General features: G+C 55.1%; 22 protein-coding genes. 14 read left to right on the top strand and 8 right to left on the bottom strand.

Annotated elements, in window-relative coordinates; all coding sequences use genetic code 11:
* Positions 1 to 124: 124 nt before the first annotated feature.
* A complete protein-coding gene (locus tag AC4PCC_RS15995) occupies positions 125 to 781 on the bottom strand; it encodes a CPBP family intramembrane glutamic endopeptidase (RefSeq protein ID WP_492125169.1) in 657 nt (218 codons plus the stop codon).
* Positions 782 to 968: 187 nt separating this feature from the next.
* On the opposite strand from AC4PCC_RS15995, the gene AC4PCC_RS15990 reads away from it, so the two are divergent.
* Positions 969 to 1,265, top strand: coding sequence for an I78 family peptidase inhibitor (locus tag AC4PCC_RS15990; RefSeq protein ID WP_345830889.1), 297 nt, complete (start codon positions 969 to 971; stop codon positions 1,263 to 1,265).
* Between the two features lie 30 nt (positions 1,266 to 1,295).
* On the opposite strand, the gene AC4PCC_RS15985 is transcribed toward AC4PCC_RS15990, so the two are convergent.
* From AC4PCC_RS15985 to AC4PCC_RS15975, 3 genes are all read right to left on the bottom strand, one after another.
* Positions 1,296 to 1,808 (bottom strand): redoxin domain-containing protein, encoded by a 513-nt coding sequence (locus AC4PCC_RS15985; RefSeq protein WP_492125168.1) that lies wholly within the window; start codon positions 1,806 to 1,808, stop codon positions 1,296 to 1,298.
* 293 nt (positions 1,809 to 2,101) lie between these two features.
* The gene (locus AC4PCC_RS15980; protein ID WP_345830893.1) at positions 2,102 to 2,347 is read right to left on the bottom strand and encodes a biofilm development regulator YmgB/AriR family protein; all 246 of its coding nucleotides are present in this window, start codon (positions 2,345 to 2,347) and stop codon (positions 2,102 to 2,104) included.
* Positions 2,348 to 2,548: 201 nt separating this feature from the next.
* A complete protein-coding gene (locus tag AC4PCC_RS15975) occupies positions 2,549 to 3,220 on the bottom strand; it encodes a MarC family NAAT transporter (RefSeq protein ID WP_067705136.1) in 672 nt (223 codons plus the stop codon).
* Between the two features lie 467 nt (positions 3,221 to 3,687).
* Between AC4PCC_RS15975 and cspE the strand changes: the two genes are divergently transcribed.
* The 6 genes from cspE (at position 3,688) to AC4PCC_RS15945 (ending at position 8,357) form a co-directional block, all read left to right on the top strand.
* Positions 3,688 to 3,900, top strand: coding sequence for a transcription antiterminator/RNA stability regulator CspE (gene cspE / locus AC4PCC_RS15970; RefSeq protein WP_013200976.1), 213 nt, complete (start codon positions 3,688 to 3,690; stop codon positions 3,898 to 3,900).
* 170 nt (positions 3,901 to 4,070) lie between these two features.
* Positions 4,071 to 5,276 carry a multidrug efflux MFS transporter gene (locus tag AC4PCC_RS15965; RefSeq protein ID WP_492125167.1) on the top strand — a complete coding sequence of 402 codons (1,206 nt, stop codon included), beginning with the start codon at positions 4,071 to 4,073 and terminating at the stop codon, positions 5,274 to 5,276.
* 223 nt (positions 5,277 to 5,499) lie between these two features.
* Positions 5,500 to 5,652, top strand: a complete 153-nt coding sequence (locus AC4PCC_RS15960; RefSeq protein WP_492125166.1) for a hypothetical protein — start codon at positions 5,500 to 5,502, stop codon at positions 5,650 to 5,652.
* A gap of 222 nt (positions 5,653 to 5,874) precedes the next feature.
* Positions 5,875 to 6,135: an anti-adapter protein IraP gene (iraP, locus tag AC4PCC_RS15955; RefSeq protein WP_492125165.1), complete on the top strand. Its 261-nt coding sequence runs from the start codon at positions 5,875 to 5,877 to the stop codon at positions 6,133 to 6,135.
* A gap of 161 nt (positions 6,136 to 6,296) precedes the next feature.
* The gene (locus AC4PCC_RS15950) at positions 6,297 to 6,605 is read left to right on the top strand and encodes a PsiF family protein (RefSeq protein WP_492125164.1); all 309 of its coding nucleotides are present in this window, start codon (positions 6,297 to 6,299) and stop codon (positions 6,603 to 6,605) included.
* Positions 6,606 to 6,821: 216 nt separating this feature from the next.
* Positions 6,822 to 8,357, top strand: a complete 1,536-nt coding sequence (locus tag AC4PCC_RS15945; protein ID WP_492125163.1) for an FAD-dependent oxidoreductase — start codon at positions 6,822 to 6,824, stop codon at positions 8,355 to 8,357.
* Positions 8,358 to 8,460: 103 nt separating this feature from the next.
* On the opposite strand, the gene proC is transcribed toward AC4PCC_RS15945, so the two are convergent.
* Positions 8,461 to 9,270, bottom strand: coding sequence for a pyrroline-5-carboxylate reductase (gene proC, locus AC4PCC_RS15940; protein ID WP_492125162.1), 810 nt, complete (start codon positions 9,268 to 9,270; stop codon positions 8,461 to 8,463).
* Between the two features lie 178 nt (positions 9,271 to 9,448).
* Between proC and AC4PCC_RS15935 the strand changes: the two genes are divergently transcribed.
* Positions 9,449 to 9,904: a YaiI/YqxD family protein gene (locus AC4PCC_RS15935; protein ID WP_492125161.1), complete on the top strand. Its 456-nt coding sequence runs from the start codon at positions 9,449 to 9,451 to the stop codon at positions 9,902 to 9,904.
* A 42-nt stretch (positions 9,905 to 9,946) separates the two neighbouring features.
* Here AC4PCC_RS15935 and AC4PCC_RS15930 read toward each other — a convergent pair whose 3' ends face one another.
* A complete protein-coding gene (locus AC4PCC_RS15930; protein ID WP_492125160.1) occupies positions 9,947 to 10,645 on the bottom strand; it encodes a DUF2076 domain-containing protein in 699 nt (232 codons plus the stop codon).
* Between the two features lie 301 nt (positions 10,646 to 10,946).
* On the opposite strand from AC4PCC_RS15930, the gene aroL reads away from it, so the two are divergent.
* From aroL to ppnP, 4 genes are all read left to right on the top strand, one after another.
* Positions 10,947 to 11,471, top strand: coding sequence for a shikimate kinase AroL (aroL, locus tag AC4PCC_RS15925; RefSeq protein WP_492125159.1), 525 nt, complete (start codon positions 10,947 to 10,949; stop codon positions 11,469 to 11,471).
* Positions 11,472 to 11,574: 103 nt separating this feature from the next.
* Positions 11,575 to 11,766, top strand: a complete 192-nt coding sequence (locus AC4PCC_RS15920; RefSeq protein WP_067705156.1) for a YaiA family protein — start codon at positions 11,575 to 11,577, stop codon at positions 11,764 to 11,766.
* A 299-nt stretch (positions 11,767 to 12,065) separates the two neighbouring features.
* Positions 12,066 to 12,920, top strand: coding sequence for an AroM family protein (locus AC4PCC_RS15915; RefSeq protein ID WP_492125158.1), 855 nt, complete (start codon positions 12,066 to 12,068; stop codon positions 12,918 to 12,920).
* A gap of 68 nt (positions 12,921 to 12,988) precedes the next feature.
* Positions 12,989 to 13,279 carry a pyrimidine/purine nucleoside phosphorylase gene (gene ppnP, locus AC4PCC_RS15910; RefSeq protein ID WP_492125157.1) on the top strand — a complete coding sequence of 97 codons (291 nt, stop codon included), beginning with the start codon at positions 12,989 to 12,991 and terminating at the stop codon, positions 13,277 to 13,279.
* 42 nt (positions 13,280 to 13,321) lie between these two features.
* Here the strand turns inward: ppnP and rdgC are convergent, their stop codons facing one another.
* A complete protein-coding gene (gene rdgC / locus AC4PCC_RS15905) occupies positions 13,322 to 14,233 on the bottom strand; it encodes a recombination-associated protein RdgC (protein WP_067705162.1) in 912 nt (303 codons plus the stop codon).
* A gap of 144 nt (positions 14,234 to 14,377) precedes the next feature.
* On the opposite strand from rdgC, the gene mak reads away from it, so the two are divergent.
* Positions 14,378 to 15,286: a fructokinase gene (gene mak, locus AC4PCC_RS15900; RefSeq protein ID WP_492125156.1), complete on the top strand. Its 909-nt coding sequence runs from the start codon at positions 14,378 to 14,380 to the stop codon at positions 15,284 to 15,286.
* A gap of 50 nt (positions 15,287 to 15,336) precedes the next feature.
* Here mak and eat read toward each other — a convergent pair whose 3' ends face one another.
* On the bottom strand, positions 15,337 to 16,701 hold the full coding sequence (gene eat / locus AC4PCC_RS15895) for an ethanolamine permease (RefSeq protein ID WP_067705166.1): 1,365 nt from the start codon (positions 16,699 to 16,701) through the stop codon (positions 15,337 to 15,339).
* 234 nt (positions 16,702 to 16,935) lie between these two features.
* Between eat and AC4PCC_RS15890 the strand changes: the two genes are divergently transcribed.
* Positions 16,936 to 17,940, top strand: coding sequence for a phosphotransferase enzyme family protein (locus AC4PCC_RS15890; protein WP_492125155.1), 1,005 nt, complete (start codon positions 16,936 to 16,938; stop codon positions 17,938 to 17,940).
* The last annotated feature ends 60 nt before the right edge of the window (positions 17,941 to 18,000 follow it).

Below are 18,000 nucleotides of genomic sequence, written 5' to 3'. Positions count from 1 at the left end.
TTAATGTTTTGCGCGAGTGTAGATGACCCTTGTGTCAGATAAATAGTAGATTATTCGCTATAGATATGTGTTTTGGTTATAAGAAAATCGTACTGGTTATAAAAGCTTAACCTTTGTCTGGTGGCTAGCGGGTTGCGGCAATCCACAGCCAGGGAGAGACGCCAATCAGATTGTTCAGCATATGGAGCAGGATGGGCAGCTTAAGTCCATTTGAAACGAGGCGGGCGTAGCAGAGCAGCAGTGAAAGCGCTGTCAGGGCAATAAGCGTCTGGGGATGGGTGTACTGCATATGGCAAGCGGCAAAGATCAAAGAGGCGATCAGGGCGCAGGCCAGCCGCTGCTGTGGTGCCCATAGCAGTAGCCCCTGAAGCAGAAAGCCGCGAAACACCATCTCTTCAAAAACCGGGGCCAGCAGCACGACCGCCAGCGCAAAAATCACCACCCGGCGATGCCCGTCGCCAAGCTGGCTACCGGTCCAGCTTTCGTGAGACAGGTAAAACGACTGCGAAAGAATAAGCATCAGCAGTAGCGCGATGAAGATAAGAAGCTGGCGAAGGTTGAGCTTGCTCTGCGGAATGAGGGGGTAGCGGCGTGAAGTCCAAAAATAGAGCGGCACCAGCACGGCAAACTCCAGCGCACAGAGTACCGGCACCAGCATCCCGTTTTGGCGCAGGGCGGTGAGGTCGGACAGTACGCTTACCACCAGGGTAAGGGTGTACCAAACCAGACATATACCTGCGCAAAGCAGCGTGCGGGTTATTCTCTCATCAGGATTGTTCATCAGATACGCCCAGGGCCAAAGTCTGCTAAGGGTAACGGATTTATCCTGTCGCTGCGCGCCAGCCCGTCACGTTGTCGTGTACGCGAACAGGGCCAGGGTCAAATTCAAAAGCCTTTCTCAATTGTTGCGAAATTCTGCTAACCTGCCGCTTAATCGCCACAGTTAATTGCAAAACAGGAGTGGATAAATGAACCGTTATGGAAAAATCGCGATGGGTATCATGCTGGCTGGGCTGGCGGGTTGCCAGTCGTCTGGAAAACAGGGCGCAAAGGATACGCAGGTTGATCCGGAGATGGACCGCTGCGGCGCGTCTGAGTATCAGCAGTTCGTGGGTAAGCCCCTGTCCTCAGTCGACGCGCTCAGGTTTGACCATCCCGTGCGGGCCATCCCCTATAACTCTGCGGTAACGATGGACTTTAACCTCAATCGACTTAACTTTATGGGTGATGCCCAGGGCAATATTGCCCGCGCCTACTGCGGCTAACCCTCAGGCCGGCAGATGGCCGGCCTGAGCCTAACGATGTGATTTTTTTGCCCACCACAGGCGCAGGCGTATGCCCCATTCGCTGGTCCAGCCCGTCGTGGATGAGACTATTTTCCCCTTCGAGAGAATAAGGATGGCGGGCAGGGTGTCGATCTCCCAGTCTGCCGTTAGCGTGCCTGCAGGATCGTTCACTACCGGCAGCGCCAGGTTTTTACTCTGCAACTGGCGAATAACGTGAATATCATCCCCCGATTGCCTTACCAGGATAACGACACTCCTTCCCTTATCGGCAAGCGACAAGACTGCAGGCAGGGTAAAGGGACAGGCACCACACCCCGTACCCCAAATGAACAGCAACAGGGGTTTTTTTTCACTCAGGTTGGCCAGGGTGACGCTTCTGCCGTCGATGGTGTGCATCAATACCTCAGCAAAACCTGCAGGGGGATGCGGCGCGCGCTGTGCGGCTAACAGATAAAGTCCGATAACCATGATTATCATCAGCGGCAGCAGCCAGGCGGGTCGGTAGGGTTCATCCCGAAACATACTTACCTCGCAGAGGCCAGTAGCAGAGTTGAGGTGGGGCAGCATAGAAGAGGAGAGGTAGTGTTTTCATATTCATTTCCCTTGAAGTTTATCCCTGTGTCCAACAGAGCTGCCTGCGCTGTTTTCGGAAAGGCAAGGCTATGATAACCCGATAATTTCCCCTCGTAACTATTGCTACTGTAAATTTGGGTAAGGTCGGGTGCGGCCAGGGGGGCAGGCCGCAGGTTAGGAACGGGCAGCGTGTGGGGGGAGAGAGGGGGGATTAACCGCGTGCGGCGGGTTTGATAATGCGATTACCTGTTCTCATCCAGCAGGCGGTACAGCAGATTGCGATATCCCTGGAGTAACGCCTCATCCGCTTCGCCCTCCAGCCTGGCGATCACGCTGCTAATGATCGCTTTTCGGGTGGCTGGCCTGCCGCTGCGTAGCAGTTCGTTCATGATCACCGCCAGCAGTTCACCTTCGGCCGGTGCATGGAAGGCCGGACTGTTAAAGTAATCGGTGATGGCGCGTCCTGCACCCGCTGATTGGTGGCTCATAGCCTGCTCCGGATAAACGGCACCGAACCCCCGGCGGCGTACCAGTAGGTTGGGTAATCATTCCCACGCGCGCTCCGCTTAGCTCATTACGCAGGCCCCTCTCTATGATTAATTATCATAAAGGATATTAATATTTTGGATGGGGAAGGCAGGAAGTCCAGCAACAATCAGAAATATTTTCTCTCACCTTCCGTGGCCCACTCAACTGGCGGGATAGGTTCTGATCACTTCCAGCGTACCGTTAATAATAAACTGAACGCCCATGCACACCAGCAGGAACCCCATCAGTCTGGATATGGCTTCGATGCCACCTTTGCCGACCAGGCGCATAATCGCACCTGAGCTTCGCAGGCAAATCCACAAAATCAGGCTCACCATAAAGAAGGTCAGGACGGGGGCAACGGCCAGCACCCAGGGGGTAAATTCACTGTTGTGATGAACGGTAGAGGCCGCACTGATAATCATCGCAATGGTGCCCGGCCCGGCGGTGCTGGGCATGGCCAGTGGCACGAAGGCGATATTGACCGTCTTACTTTCGCTCAGCTCATCCAGCTTATGTTCCGCCTCAACCGAGTGGCCCGCCTGCTGCTGTGGAAACAGCATACGGAAGCCAATAAAGGCCACTATCAGACCACCTGCGATGCGTAATCCCGGAATAGAGATACCGAAGGTATCCATAACGGCGTTACCCGCATAAAAGGCCACGGTCATGATGATAAAAACGTAAATGGATGCCTGCAGCGACTGCCGGTTCCGTTCGCTAAAATTCATATCTCCCGCCAGCCCCAGGAACAGGGCCACGGTGGTTAAAGGGTTGGCGAGGGGCAGAATCACAACTAATCCGAGGCCCACGGCCTTCATCAGTTCAAACATGCTTTCTTTCCTTGAGATATCAGACAGACAGAGTGATGCCGTTATGATGCCCTGGCATCCTTTTCCTGCGAAGTGTTAAAGGGAAATTATCCTCATAAAGGGACCGGCATTAAGGTTAAAAAATGCGGAATTTAGTGATGATGAAGTTAATGGTGTGTGTATTTAGGGATAACAGAATGAGGGGTTAAAAAATAAACAAAAATAAAAACATTATATTTCAAAGTGTTATGTGCGAACCCTTTTTTTTTATCACTGAGTGCTTGTGCTGACTTCTTCATTGTGAGTAAATGCACCGTCGGTTTTGAAACAGACAACGTATGCGAGCAAATTTATTAAAGCAGTTATCAGTTAAAGCGCTATCTCAGATATCTCTTCTTCCTGACTTCCTTCTTAAGTGCCTCATAAGTCCGCCCTGTTGACAAACCCCGTGCCCTTGCGGCTTATTACATTTTTTGAAGGAAAGACAAATGTCTAACAAAATGACTGGTTTAGTAAAATGGTTCAACGCTGAGAAAGGTTTCGGCTTTATCTCTCCAACCGACGGCAGCAAAGATGTGTTCGTACACTTCTCTGCAATTCAGAACGGCGGCTTCAAGACGCTGGAAGAAGGCCAGAAAGTTGAGTTCTCTATCGAAAACGGCCAGAAAGGCCCAGCTGCAGCTAACGTAACTGCGCTGTAAGTTTTCAGAGACTCCCACTTGCAGCGAGCAGTAAGGGTTTCCCGATATTGCTCATGCTGAAAGTGAATAAAAACCCGCCTTATGGCGGGTTTTTTGCGTTTATCATTCAGCATAAACGCGGTTTAATAGGAAACCCTACGCTGTTGCCATAAGGTTATGTTTACCCGCCAATGGAATCCTGGAAAGTTAACCTCATCTCAGTCTGGTTTGGCTGTCTGTTTACCGGACTGGCTATCAGTCAGATCATTCCTTTCCTCCCCCTTTACGTAGAACAGCTTGGCGTGACCGATCCCAGGGCGCTTACCCTGTGGTCAGGGCTGATTTTCAGCATCACCTTCCTGATCTCCGCTATTGTCTCGCCAATGTGGGGCAGCCTGGCTGACAGAAAGGGGCGAAAGCTGATGCTGCTGCGCGCCTCGCTGGGCATGGGCCTGGTGATTTTCTTACAGGCTTTTGTCACCAACGTCTGGCAGCTATTTTTGCTGCGGGCGCTGATGGGACTGACTTCCGGCTATATTCCCAACGCGCTGGCGCTGGTGGCAACCCAGGTGCCACGCGATCGAAGCGGATGGGCGCTGAGCATGGTGTCAACGGCGCAAATTTGTGGGGTGATCATGGGGCCGCTGATGGGCGGTTTTCTTGCCGACTGGGTGGGGCTGCGCGCGGTCTTTTTTGTCACGTCGGCGTTGTTGCTTACCAGCTTCCTGATCACCCTCTTTCTGATTAAAGAGGGTGGGGTTAAACGGGTGAGCCGTGAGGAGAAGCTGAGCGGGAGCGGAGTGTTTCGATCGCTGTCGCACCCCGGCCTGATTATCAGCCTGTTTGTCACCACGATGGTTATCCAGCTCTGCAACGGTTCCATCAGTCCAATATTGACGCTCTTTGTCAGGCAGCTCGCGCCTGACGCGCAGAATATTGCCTTTATCAGTGGGATGGTGGCGGCAATTCCGGGCGTATCTGCGCTGTTATCGGCTCCCCGGCTGGGTAAGCTTGGCGACAGAATCGGTGCCGAGCGCATTCTTTTTGCCGCTCTGGCACTGACCATCATACTGTTTATCGGGATGTCATGGGTAAATGGTGTCGTTCAGCTGGGCATACTGCGTTTTCTGATGGGCTTTGCCGAAGGGGCGATGATGCCTGCGGTACAGACCCTGTTACTTCGCTACACCAGCGACAGGGTGACAGGGCGCATCTTCGGGTATAACCAGTCATTTATGTACCTCGGCAACGTGGTGGGGCCGCTCATTGGCGCTGGCGTTTCCGCCGTGGGAGGATTTCGCTGGGTTTTTGCGGCCACCGCCGTCGCGGTACTGGCGAATACGCTACAGCTACTCTGGCACTGGCGCAGGTTTACGCGCGGTCAGGCCGCCCGTTAAGCGACACTCCTGACGGCTGACAAAGGCCGCTCGTTAAGCGACATTCCTGACGGCTGACAAAGGCAGGTGTGCGCGAACAGGCAGGTTTTTCCCGGCTTTTTGACAGCAAAGCGTTAAGCGTCGTTACCCTGGGTAAAAATGGCCCTCAACCGGATGATTCCGCATTGTGGGGAGTGACGCGGCCGCTTACTATCACCGCCAACGCTACCATGAGGTGATAATAATGAGTCGTTTAATTAAAGCAGTAAGTGTGATTGCACTGGTTACCGCTCTGAGCGGTTGCCTGTTCCCACCTCCGGGCGGTGGTGGTGGTGGTGGCGGCGGCTGGGGCGGCGGCGGTCCACGCGGTGGCTTTGATATGGGCGCTGGCCGCTAAGCACGACTAAACCAGAGGCGTTATGCCTCTGGTTTATCGCCCCCGTCACTACCCGGTATCCCGCCATTTCCCTCCTTCGCCTGTTAACATCCGTTTTAGCGTACCCTCATCCCCAGGTTGTTGATTAGATTATCTTATAAGGCTTAAAAATACCTATTGTGGCTTATTCTCTTTTGCCGGTGGTGGTGGTAACGTTCCGCCTTTAACCGCTGAGACATTCGCATGAAAATCCTTATTTCAGAACTTTTAGTCAGACTGGCGGAAAAAGAAGAAGAGTCCAAAGAGTTAGTGGCACAGGTAGAAGCACTGGAAATAGTGGTTACTGCCCTGCTGCGTAAACTGGATGGCGACCATCTTCAGCAAATTACCGACAGCGTCAGTACGGCGATGAAACTCGCTTCGGATGAGCATGCCGCGCCCGGCAGCGATGCTTCCCTGCTGGAAAATTATATTCAGCGACTGCTTATCCACCCTCGTCACTAAGCGCCTCTGTCGTCCGGGAGCATCCCGCCCATGGTGCTCCCGGGCAATGGGCCCCTCACAGACAGTTTTGCGATCGCCGCAGCGTATTTATGCCTGAATTTTTTGCGTGAGAAGAAATCCCTGCCAGAATTAATACGAAATTAATCGTTAAGAGGTAGCAAATGATCAAGATAACCTGCCTTGCCGCCACCCTGGGGCTTGCACTTTTAGCCAGCGGATACGCTAATGCGGCAGAAAAAACCGTACAGCAGCAAAAAATGACCCTTTGTAACCAGCAGGCGGGTGAAAAATCGCTGAAGGGGGATGCCCGTAAAACCTTTATGAGCCAGTGTCTTAAAAAGGACAGTACGGCGAGTAACATGACGCCACAGCAGGCAAAAATGAAAACCTGTAATGCACAGGCCGGTGAGAAATCACTCAAGGGAGCCGAGCGTAAAACTTTTATGAGCAGCTGCCTGAAAAAGAGTTAACAGCGATGGGCCTCACGAGGCCCATTGATCGCCCGCGCTTAACATTCATATTTCCTTAAACTTTTAAACTCCCCGAAATACAGCTATTTAGCCATCAATTTACGCTTTGATCCTGCCAGTTTCATTAAAAATACCCTCCTCGATGCCAGGCTTAACCTGCATGTCATAAAATTACAGCGCAAATAATTTCGCGCGAAAATAATAAGGAGCATTGTCGTGAGCTATCAAAATGCAATCGTATTACAGGATCTTCCCGAACTGGAGCCGGTAAGGGTACCGATCGGTGATACCGACATACTTCTGATCCGCGAAGGCGAAGCGGTTAAGGCCTTTCAGGCAAAATGTCCGCATTCAGGCGCGCCGCTGGAGCAGGGGGCAATTTACAATGGCAGACTGGTTTGCCCCTGGCATAAAGCTAACTTCAGCCTGGAGGACGGCAGCCTGTGTGAACCCCTGGCGTTAAGCGATTTACAGCGCTACCCGGTAAAAATTGAAAACGGTATGGTGCAGATTGATCCCGAGCCTCTGCCCCCGCTTTATCCCCTGGCGGCACCGGCAGAGAAGGACGCGCCGGTTTATGTGGTATTGGGCACGGGGGCCGCGGGAAGCGCCGCCGCCTGGACGCTACGCCGGGAGGGTTTCAAGGGCACGCTGGTCGTCGTCGATCGCGAGTCGGAAGCGCCCTATGACCGCACCGTACTGACTAAATTTGTTCCCTCCGGCAATATGGCTATAGATGAGGTTCCGTCCCCGCTGGATAAGAACTTCTTCGCCTTTGCTGAGCAAAAAAAGGGCGATGTCGAGCAGCTTGACAGCCGCCAGCAGATCCTGCGTTTTGCGGACGGCAGCCAGCTCCGCTATGACAAACTGCTGATTGCCAGCGGGGGCATTCCCCAGCGCCCGGATCTCGAAGGCAAGGCGCTCGCCGGGGTGCATGTCCTGCGCAGTATTGAGCAGGCGGACACACTGCTGCAGGACGTGGATAGCACGAAGAAACTGGTGATCGTCGGTAACAGCTTTATTGGTATGGAACTGGCCTCCGCGCTGCGTAGCCAGCAGGTGGATGTTCAGGTCATCGCCCGCGATCCGCTGCCATTCAGGAAGCCCTTTGGCGAACAGTTGGCAGCCTGGTTTCGCCAGCTACATGAAAGCAAGGGCGTCCGGTTTATCGACGGCGACGTCGCGGGCCTGGAGGGAGACAATGGCAAAGTCAGTGCCGTGATGTTAAAAAACGGTCAGCGGATAGTGGCCGACGTGGTGCTACTGGCAACGGGCGTTGCACCGGGCACGCAGTTTATTCACGATATCCCCCTGCGTGACGACGGCAGCCTGACCGCCAACGATATGCTGGAAGTCGCGCCAAACGTCTGGGCTGCGGGGGATATCGTTAGCTATCCGGTCTCTGAGGGCTACCAGCGTATTGAGCACTGGCGCGTGGCTCAACAGCAGGGCAGGACGGCGGCAAAGAATATGCTGCAACGGGGTGAAGCCTTTGATCGGGTGCCTTTTTTCTGGACCGCACAGTTTGGGACGCGCTATGAGTACCTTGGGCACGCCAGCGAGTGGGACAGTTATCAGCTGGTGGGATCGTTAGGGGATAAGTTTATTGCGCTCTATGGGCAGAAGGGCCGGCTGGTGGCCGCGGCGTCATGCGGAATGTACACCTTTACCGCCGAACTGATCAAAAGAATGGAGAAGCCGATGAGCATACAGGAAACCGCAGCGCTGGCAGAAAAGGCGCTAAGCGAGTAAATACGGCCGGTCTGGCCGATGCCGCGACAGGCCATTCATTCTGATAACCGGGAAGTTATGCGCAGGGGGAAGAGAACCTTCCCCCTGCCTGACGGAATCGCGTTTATTTACTCATGCTGTCCGATTTCGCCATGCAGCTCTGCATTGCCTCTATCACTGCCGTGCGAAAGCCTTTCTCCTCCAGCACTCTGACCGCTTCAATGGTGGTGCCGCCCGGTGAGCAAACCATATCTTTCAGTTCGGCAGGATGCTTACCGGTTTCCAGTACCATCTGTGCGGCGCCCTTCACCGCCTGCGCTGCAAACTCATACGCCTGCGCGCGGGGCATGCCGCCCAGTACGGCTGCATCGGCCATCGCTTCAATAAACATAAAGACATAGGCCGGCGCAGAGCCGCTCACGCCCACGACGGCGTGGATCATATACTCCGGCACCAGCGCGGCTTTACCAAAGCCGCGGAAAATGGCCACGATCTCGTCCGCTTCCTCTTTCGTCACCAGTACGTTCGGCGTAACAGAGGTCATTCCTTCATTGACCAGCGCAGGCGTATTTGGCATCACGCGGATCAATTTGCGATCGTGACCCAGCACGCCAGCCAGGGCATCCAGCGTGATACCCGCAGCAATGGACACGACGACGGTATCCTTGTTCAGGCTGCCCGCCACGTCGTTCAGCACGTTAAGGATAACGTTAGGTTTGACGGCGCCAAAAAGGATATCGACCTGTTTTGCTACCTGCTCAGCGCTGTCGGCGGGCGTGATGCCATACTTCTGCTGCATGGCCTGATTGGTTGCGGGCTTATGGTCGAAAACCCAAATGTCCTCAGCTTTTATCTGACCGGACGATAACAGTCCGCCGATAATGGCCTGCGACATATTGCCACAGCCGATAAAGCCGATTTTCTTATCCATCATCCTGCTCCCTTAATTATCTGGTTTACGCTGTAAACAGCTTACTGCATTCACTACCTTAATTCAGCGTGGATCGCGAGTCAGTAAAAAGAGGGCGCAACGCCAGCAGATTACATTTGCCATTTCTGAAAAGAACGGCAAGATCGTGCTTAATCTTGTCATTATGTAAAAGGAAAGGGCGATGCCAATCTGGGTAGATGCCGATGCGTGTCCAAAAGTGATCAAAGAGGTACTTTATCGTGCCGCCGAACGCGAGCAGATGATGGTGACGCTGGTTGCTAATCAGTCGCTAAGCGTGCCGCCGTCGCGCTTCCTGCGTACCCTGCGGGTTGCAGCGGGGTTTGACGTCGCGGATAACGAAATCGTACGGCGTGCTGAGCCGGGCGATTTGGTGGTAACGGCCGATATTCCGCTGGCGGCGGAGGTAATGGAGAAGGGCGCCGTGGCGCTGAACCCTCGTGGGGAGCGCTACAGTGAGGCCACGATTCGTGAGCGGCTGACCATGCGTGATTTTATGGATACGATGCGCGCCAGCGGCGTACAAACGGGCGGGCCAGCGGTGCTCAACCAGCGCGATCGGCAGCAGTTTGCAAATGAACTGGATAAATGGCTAAGGTCGCAAAAAAATAACGGCTGAGGGGAAGCGTAGCGGGGGGCATATCGCCGCCCGCCGGCAGGATCAGAGGAAGCTGTCGTCGTCTCCGAAGTCGTCATCGTCATAGCCGTCATTGCCGAAGCCAGCAAAATCGCTACTACCGTTATCCTGCTGTAGCCCGGCGTCCTGATTCAGAAACTGCCCGTCGTTACCGTTAAAGGTATCAAGGTTATTATCGAAGCTCTCCTGCGGCATGGCAGGCTCATTGATAATATTCACAATCTCTTCCGGCTGTGATTTATGGAACATGCTGGTCAGCATATCCGCCATCACCACGCCACCGGCCACGCCAACTGCGGTTTGCAGCGCACCGCCCAGAAATCCGCGCGAAGCGGTAGGGGCCGCTGCGGGCTGAGGGGCGTATGCCGGCTGCTGCTGAGGCGCAGGTGCACTGCTCCAGGCAGACTGCTGAGGTGCCTGCTGTGTCGGTTGTTGCTGACGCTGGCCGCCGCCGAACAGGCCGGAAAGAAATCCGCCGCTGCTCTGCTGAGGCTGCTGTTGCGCCAGCTTCGCTTCCAGTTCGCTGACGCGATTGTTCAGTTGTTTCATGGCCGCTTCCTGAATCAGGATAGCCTGAGCCATATAATAAGGCGCGCCCGGCTGCGCTTGTAGCTGCTGCTGAATCAGCTTTTCAGCTGACGCGTCTCGCGGGCCCGACTGAGTTTCAGCCTGCTTTAAACGGCCAAACAGACTTTCTATTAACTTTTGTTCTTCGATCTGCACAGGTAATCCTCCGAAACGGGCAATAACGCTATTTTGAGCCACCCGTAAGGAAAGTAAATGTCCTTCGGGTAAGGAAATGTTGCCAGCAACACGGGCTGACAGGGCGTTTATGTACAGAAAAGTTTACATCAATTAACCTTATGTAAAATATCGGCTTTTATGCTTTATACTGCACTGGTAGTGTAAGGAAAACGTTACTACTGGTGGTGCAGGAATTTTATCGGTATCATGCGGTGCAAAGTTAATCATTATCGGCCTGATGTTGCGGTGTGTGCCGCAAACGGGTGAGGAAGTGCCAGCTATGTCGTTACCCCTATATCTGATCGGCGCACGCGGATGCGGAAAAACCACCGTCGGTCAGGCATTAGCCTCTGCGCTGGGCTACACCTTTCGTGATACCGACAGTCATCTCCAGCTTATCACGCAGCGTACCGTCGCGGAGATCGTGGCGGAAGAGGGATGGAGTGGCTTTCGACAGCGTGAAACCCAGGCCCTTAAAGATGTCACCGCACCCTTTACGGTGATCGCCACCGGCGGCGGCATGGCGCTGGCGGCGGAAAATCGTCGGTATATGCGCGAACAGGGAAGGGTGCTTTATCTGCACGCTGACGCGGGCGTGCTTGCCGCACGTCTTGAGGCCTATCCAGAAAAGGACCAGCGCCCGACGCTTACGGGGCGTCCTATTGCTGATGAAATGATCGAGGTACTGGCGGCTCGCGATGGCCTTTACCATGATGCGGCCCATGGGATAATCAACGCAATGCAACCGCCAGAAAGCGTGGTGGAAGCGATTATTCACTCACTCTCACTGGCGCGCGCGGTTTGATTCTTCCCGAAAAATGTCAATAATTGTCTATACTTAATTCAGACCTGATGGTGTCCGGCTTCACCGGCGGACAGAATCTTATTGATAAAGGAAGGGGAGTTATATGCCAACAAGACCACCGTATCCTCGTGTCGCAACGATTGTCCCGGTAGAAAAGGGTGTATCAGGCAGCACGGTAACCTGGTATGAACTGCGTGCTGATCATCCTAAGGCGGGTACGCTTATTAGCGAACATGAATCAGAGCAGGAAGCGCAGGATGCCAAGGCGCGCTACGAAGATAAAGAGAAAGAGTGACGCCACCGGCAGGGATGCCGTAATGCACTGCGTTTTTTTAATTCCGTCAGCCCGGGCATGTTCAACTTCGGAATATCCCCCGGCATTTAGCTTATCTGGCTGATAATTCGCGCTTATGCCGCTTATTGTGCAAAGTTAACGAAAATAACTGGATCTAAATTGGGGGGCAGGCGATGTTTCTGACATATTCTGCTGGCTACTCTGGGCTGTTTAATCGGATACTCGCTTGACCCGGCAGCGGCATCCCCTTATTTTCGGCTGAGTGACACCCGCGTTATTTACCGGCTGCGCGAACGCGTATGACCGAAATTCTACTGGACAGAGCATTGATTGATTATTTGACCGATCCCCTTTCATCACCAGAGACCTTGTCCACGACCGGGCAGGAGACGCTCACTGTACCGACCACGCCCCCCGAAGTTGACCGGTTCCAGCAGCCAGCGGTGAAGCAGGCTGCCCCCACTGAGGCGGCTGCCACGGCGAAACGGCTGGTCGCCCTGACCCTTGGCCCGGCATCGAGCAGCGATTTGCGACCGTTACTAACCGAACTGATGCCCGAGGATCACATCGTTCACGTTGGCCTGCTGGATAATCTCACCGCTGCGGAAATCGAAAGCCTGTATGCTCCCATCGACGGTGAGAGCATCGTTATGGCGCGTCTGGAAGATGGCAGTCACCTGATATTGTCCGCTGCGCGTGTGGAGGCTGCACTGCAAAAGCGCATTGATGGGCTTGAGCAGCAGGGATATGAAACCCTGCTCCTGCTCTGTAGCGGAGAATATAAAAACCTCGTTACCCGCAGCGCCGCCCTGCTTGAGCCTTACAGCCTGCTCCCTCCGCTGGTGGAGGCGATTACTGCCGGACATCAGGTCGGCATTGTCGTTGCGCGGGAAGAGTTTCTTACGGAACAGGCGCGTAAATGGCGTAGCCTGAGCCAGCGGCCTCACTTTGCCGTCGCCAGCCCGTGGGCGCTGAGCGACGAGGAGCTGATCGATGCGGCGCTGTTGCTCCAGGAGAAAGGGGCAGACGTCGTGGTACTGGACTGTCTTGGTTATCATCAGCGGCATCGTGATTTTTTACAGAAACTACTTGGGATCCCTGTAGTACTGTCAAATATGCTTATTGCAAAACTGGCGGTGGAACTCCTGGAGTAAGTGAGGAAGCCTGGCTTTTTTGCCCGCCACAATACCTGTGTCTTTCAATATAATGTAAGGATAGTGATATGCTCAACGTCAGTGAGTACTTCGACGGAAAGGTGAAATCAATTGGTTTTGACAGCGCCAGTACGGGCCGTGCCAGCGTCGGTGTAATGGCAGAGGGAGAATATACTTTTGGCACCGGCCAGCCGGAAGAGATGACTGTGGTAAGCGGTTCGCTGAAAGCTTTACTGCCGGGTGAAACCGAATGGAAGCTGTTTGAGCCAGGCCAGGTCTTTAACATTCCGGGCCACAGCGAGTTTCACTTACAGGTGGCTGAACCCTCTTCTTACCTGTGTCGCTATCTGAAAGATTAAGATTATCAGGGGCGGTGTCACCGCCCCTGTTACCCTCACGGTTTAACGCTGAGCTTCCCCGCCTAACGCCTCGACGGTATTTACGATCAGAGCCGCCAGTTCGCTGGTCATCAGGATAAAATCTGCATCAAAGCGCGCCGCGACATCTTCACGATCAATATCATCATTCTGCTCGCGCAGCGTATCTGAAAACTTCAGGCGCTTTAGCGATCCGTCGTCAGAGAGCAGCAGCTGTACGCGCTCCTGCCAGTCGAGCGCCAGTTTGGTCACCAGCTTGCCGGCCTCAATATGGTTAGCGATTTCATCGCAGACCAGGTCCTGTTTCTTACAGCGGATAACGCCGCCATCTTCCAGCAGGGCTTTGAGTTCGGCTTCATCCATCAGGGCGAATCCGGCTGGCGTTTCACCTGAGCGCACCCATTCGGTCATGGTCAGTTCAATCGGGCTTTCCATCGTCAGCGGGACCACCGGCAGCGAACCCAGACATTTGCGCAGCAGCGCCAGCGTGTCTTCGGCCTTTTTTGCGCTGGCGCAGTCAACCATAATCAGATTGTTGACGGTGTCGATCCACACGAAGGTCTGGCTAAAGCGGCTGAAGGCACGGGGCAGCAGGCTGTGCAGCACTTCATCCTTTAGCGAGTCCTTCTCGGTTTTTTTCAGCTTACGCTGCTGCTCGGCTTCGAGCTTGCCAATTTTGGCTTCCAGTGCCTGTTTAATCACTGGCGAAGGCAGTATTTTTTCTTCTTTACGGGCACAGATCAGGATTTGGCCTTTATTAACGTGGGTCAGCGCGTCGCCGCGCGGCCCCATTGGCGATACCCAGCCGGTTTTCGCCATATCCTGACTGCCGCAGGGAGTAAAGGTGAAGGCCTCAAGCTGTTTTTCCATCTCGTCAACCGCCAGCGGGATCTCACGATTCAGACGATATACCATTAAATTTTTAAACCACAGCATTATGCTTTCCCTCTCCATGCGCGCATCAGGCGCGCGAATTCAACGACAGCGCGCATGATAGCGAATCGGCGGCAGCGTTTCATTGCCTTTAGGTTAATGCCTCTCTAAGGTTAAGGGGCGGGCGCTAAAAAATGAGGAATAACAGTGCGTATTGGAATTGATTTAGGTGGAACGAAAATCGAAGTGATTGCCCTATCCGAACAGGGAGAAACGCTGTTTCGCCATCGGGTGGACACCCCGAGGAATGACTACACCAAAACGCTGGAGGCCATTACCGGGCTGGTGAACCTGGCCGAGGAAAAAACCGGACAGCGTGGCAGCGTGGGGTTAGGTATTCCAGGCACTCTTTCTCCCTTTACTCATCGGGTCAAGAATGCCAACTCTACCTGGCTTAACGGGCAGCCGCTGGACAAGGATCTGCACAGGATGTTGCAGCGCGAGGTGCGTATTGCCAATGATGCTAACTGCCTGGCGGTTTCCGAGGCGGTGGACGGTGCGGCTAAGGGCCAGCAGACCGTCTTCGCCGTGATTATTGGCACGGGCTGTGGGGCCGGTGTGGCGCTCAACGCGCAGGCACATGCGGGCGGCAACGGCAATGCCGGGGAGTGGGGGCATAATCCGCTGCCCTGGATGGATGAAGATGAGCAGCGCTTTCGTGATGAAGTCCCGTGCTACTGCGGCAAATCTGGCTGTATCGAAACCTATATTTCCGGCACCGGTTTTGGTACCGACTATCATCGCCTGAGCGGCATCAAACGCAAGGGCGCTGATATTATCAGCCTGCTGGAGCAGCAGGACCCGGTGGCCGAACTGGCGATAAGCCGCTATGAATTGCGGCTGGCTAAATCGCTGGCGCAGGTAGTGAATATTCTCGACCCGGATGTGATCGTGATGGGGGGCGGGATGAGCAACGTAGATCGTCTCTATCAGACCCTGCCGCCGCTTATCAAAAAGTGGGTGTTTGGCGGCGAATGCGAAACGCCCATTCTCAAAGCCCGACACGGAGACTCCAGCGGCGTACGTGGCGCGGCGTGGCTCTGGCCAGCTGAGTAAATAACTGCGCGTAAAGCCTTTTTACGCGCATGACCAGGACGGTCCAGGCGTTATTCACCAAACAGCATGGCGTCGCGCGGGGCGCGGTCACGCTGTTTTTTGGTCATCAGGAAATAGAGATAACCGACCGCCATAAAGGCGACAAACAGCCCACCTATAACCGGGTTAAACCACAGCATCGCGACCAGACAAACCAGCGCCAGCACCAGTGCAATCCCCGGTACAATCGGATATCCCGGCGCGCGAAAGCTACGCTCCAGCTCGGGAGCGGTACGGCGCAGGCGAAACAGACTCAGCATGCTCATTACATACATGACAATTGCGCCGAACACCGCCATGGTGATCATCGCCGCCGTCAGCGTCATGCCCTGCAAATTGATCCAGCCGTCGCTGAAAATGGCGGCGATGCCAATCAGCCCGCCCGCGATGATGGCCCGATGCGGCGTCTGGAAGCGGGAGAGCTTCGCAAGGCCAGCGGGAAGGTAGCCCGCGCGCGCCAGGGCAAAAAACTGACGCGAGTAGCCCAGAATAATGCCGTGGAAGCTGGCAATCAGCCCAAACAGGCCAATCCACACCAGCATATGCATCCAGCCCGAATGCTCGCCCACCACCATTTTCATTGCCTGCGGCAGCGGATCGTTAATGTCCGAAAGCCTGCGCCAGTCACCCGCGCCGCCTGCCATCAGCATCACGCCCACGGCCAGTACCACCAGCGTCAGGATCCCGCCGATATAAGCGCGCGGAATTGTCCGCTTCGGATCTCTGGCCTCTTCGGCGGCCATCGCGGCGCCTTCAATCGCCAGGAAAAACCAGATCGCGAACGGAATGGCGGCAAAAATTCCGGACACGGCGGTCATACCGGGATGATCGCTGCCCGCCCAGCCGTGGGCGACGAAATTCGCCATGCTGAAACCGGGAGCCACCACGCCCATAAAGACCAGCAGCTCCATCACCGCCAGCACGGTCACCACCAGTTCAAACATCGCTGCCAGCTTAACCCCCAGAATATTCAGCAGCATAAACAGGATATAGGCACCCACGGCGGCATATTTGGGATTAAGGTGCGGATACTGCACGTTAAGGTAAGCCCCGATCGCCATGGCAATGGCCGGGGGCGCGAAAACAAACTCCACCAGCGTCGCCATACCTGCAATCAGGCCGCCGGTTTCACCAAAGGCGCGGCGACTGTAGGCAAAGGGGCCGCCAGCATGAGGAATGGCCGTGGAAAGCTCGGTAAAACTGAATATAAAGCAGGTATAGAGGGTGGCGACCAGCAGAGTCGTGACCAGGAAGCCCAGCGTCCCCGCTACGCCCCAGCCGTAGCTCCAGCCAAAATACTCGCCGGAGATAACCAGACCTACCGCAATCCCCCAAAGATGTATGGTGCCCAGGGTGGGCTTTAACGTGCTTGTCATACCGATATCCCCGTCAGAAGCGTGTCTGTCGATAATGCCGTCAGGAGCGCTGAATAAACTTGACGCTGCCGTGATCAATTTTGTGCTCTGAGGTCAACTCCCTGCCGTCTAAAACGCCGGATGCACGCTAAAGTCAAAAGAGAGTCGTCCGTCGTCAAGCCTGTCCGATTTCAGGTTGCCATGCTGGTCTCACCACGCCGGATAACCCACACCCAACTACAGGGGAGCCACACTATGACAGCCAGGCAATCAGAACATCTTGATAACAGCGCGCTGATGGCGCTGGCCCGACGGGCGATTAGCCGTTATCCCTTTGCCAGAAGGGGCAAGCTGAGCCTGCTGTGCCGCTCTGAAAATGCCACCTTTCTGCTGGAGGTCGCCGGGACGCGCTATGCCCTGCGTCTGCATCGCGGCGACTATCATCAGCGTGGCGATATTGAGAGCGAGCTAAACTGGCTGGATGCCCTGCGCGAAACCGGGATTGTTGTACCCCAGGCCGTGCCGGATGAAACAGGGCAGCGGGTGCAGTCGCTGCCGCTTGCTGACGGAGGCGAACGCCATGCGGTATTATTTCACTGGATCGACGGCGAGATGCCCGGGACTGATGTCGATCCCCGAGCCTTCCAGCAGCTGGGAGAGATTACGGCCCGGCTGCATCAGCACAGCAGGCGCTGGCAAAAGCCAGCCGGCTTCCAGCGCATTATCTGGGATCACCAGACGATGGTCAGTCCACAAAGCCACTGGGGTGACTGGAAAGACGCGCCCGGCCTGCGCATGGCCGATCATCAAACGGTGCAGCAGGCTATCACGCAGGCGGGAAACGCGCTGGAGCGTTTCGGTAAGGCGGGATCGCGCTACGGACTGATCCACGCCGATCTGCGCCTGACCAACCTGCTGCTCCATAAGGGTGAAACGCGGGTGATCGATTTTGACGACTGCGGCTTTGGCTGGTATCTCCACGATCTGGCGGCGGCGATCAGCTTTGTTGAGCATCATCCCCGCGCGGCCCAGTGGGTGGATCACTGGATAACCGGCTACGAGCGGGCAGCGCACATCAGCGATGAAGAGATGGCGCTGGTGCCGACGCTGCTGATCCAGCGACGGATCCAGCTGCTGGCCTGGGTAGGATCCCATGCGGAGACCGAGATGGCCCTAAGTCTGGGGCCGCAGTGGGCAGATCACAGCGTGCGTTTGTGCCGACGCTATCTGGAAACCGATGCACTGCCCGTTGGCGCATGAGACAGGCCCGAGCTCCGCGTGGGCAGAGGCTGACAGTCGGGCAGGGTGCTGCTAATGCTG

It is taken from the genome of Erwinia sp. L03-1, assembly GCF_058686115.1.
The sequence above is the reverse complement of the archived record's forward strand: the minus strand, read 5'-3'. Positions and strand labels throughout refer to the sequence as shown.

Coding starts and splice junctions, on each gene's coding strand:
- AC4PCC_RS15995 (WP_492125169.1), bottom strand. CDS start 781: ATGAACAATCCTGATGAGAGAATAACCCGCACGCTGCTTTGCGCAGGT.
- AC4PCC_RS15990 (WP_345830889.1), top strand. CDS start 969: ATGAACCGTTATGGAAAAATCGCGATGGGTATCATGCTGGCTGGGCTG.
- AC4PCC_RS15985 (WP_492125168.1), bottom strand. CDS start 1,808: ATGTTTCGGGATGAACCCTACCGACCCGCCTGGCTGCTGCCGCTGATG.
- AC4PCC_RS15980 (WP_345830893.1), bottom strand. CDS start 2,347: ATGAGCCACCAATCAGCGGGTGCAGGACGCGCCATCACCGATTACTTT.
- AC4PCC_RS15975 (WP_067705136.1), bottom strand. CDS start 3,220: ATGTTTGAACTGATGAAGGCCGTGGGCCTCGGATTAGTTGTGATTCTG.
- cspE (WP_013200976.1), top strand. CDS start 3,688: ATGTCTAACAAAATGACTGGTTTAGTAAAATGGTTCAACGCTGAGAAA.
- AC4PCC_RS15965 (WP_492125167.1), top strand. CDS start 4,071: ATGGAATCCTGGAAAGTTAACCTCATCTCAGTCTGGTTTGGCTGTCTG.
- AC4PCC_RS15960 (WP_492125166.1), top strand. CDS start 5,500: ATGAGTCGTTTAATTAAAGCAGTAAGTGTGATTGCACTGGTTACCGCT.
- iraP (WP_492125165.1), top strand. CDS start 5,875: ATGAAAATCCTTATTTCAGAACTTTTAGTCAGACTGGCGGAAAAAGAA.
- AC4PCC_RS15950 (WP_492125164.1), top strand. CDS start 6,297: ATGATCAAGATAACCTGCCTTGCCGCCACCCTGGGGCTTGCACTTTTA.
- proC (WP_492125162.1), bottom strand. CDS start 9,270: ATGATGGATAAGAAAATCGGCTTTATCGGCTGTGGCAATATGTCGCAG.
- AC4PCC_RS15935 (WP_492125161.1), top strand. CDS start 9,449: ATGCCAATCTGGGTAGATGCCGATGCGTGTCCAAAAGTGATCAAAGAG.
- aroL (WP_492125159.1), top strand. CDS start 10,947: ATGTCGTTACCCCTATATCTGATCGGCGCACGCGGATGCGGAAAAACC.
- AC4PCC_RS15920 (WP_067705156.1), top strand. CDS start 11,575: ATGCCAACAAGACCACCGTATCCTCGTGTCGCAACGATTGTCCCGGTA.
- AC4PCC_RS15915 (WP_492125158.1), top strand. CDS start 12,066: ATGACCGAAATTCTACTGGACAGAGCATTGATTGATTATTTGACCGAT.
- ppnP (WP_492125157.1), top strand. CDS start 12,989: ATGCTCAACGTCAGTGAGTACTTCGACGGAAAGGTGAAATCAATTGGT.
- rdgC (WP_067705162.1), bottom strand. CDS start 14,233: ATGCTGTGGTTTAAAAATTTAATGGTATATCGTCTGAATCGTGAGATC.
- eat (WP_067705166.1), bottom strand. CDS start 16,701: ATGACAAGCACGTTAAAGCCCACCCTGGGCACCATACATCTTTGGGGG.
- AC4PCC_RS15890 (WP_492125155.1), top strand. CDS start 16,936: ATGACAGCCAGGCAATCAGAACATCTTGATAACAGCGCGCTGATGGCG.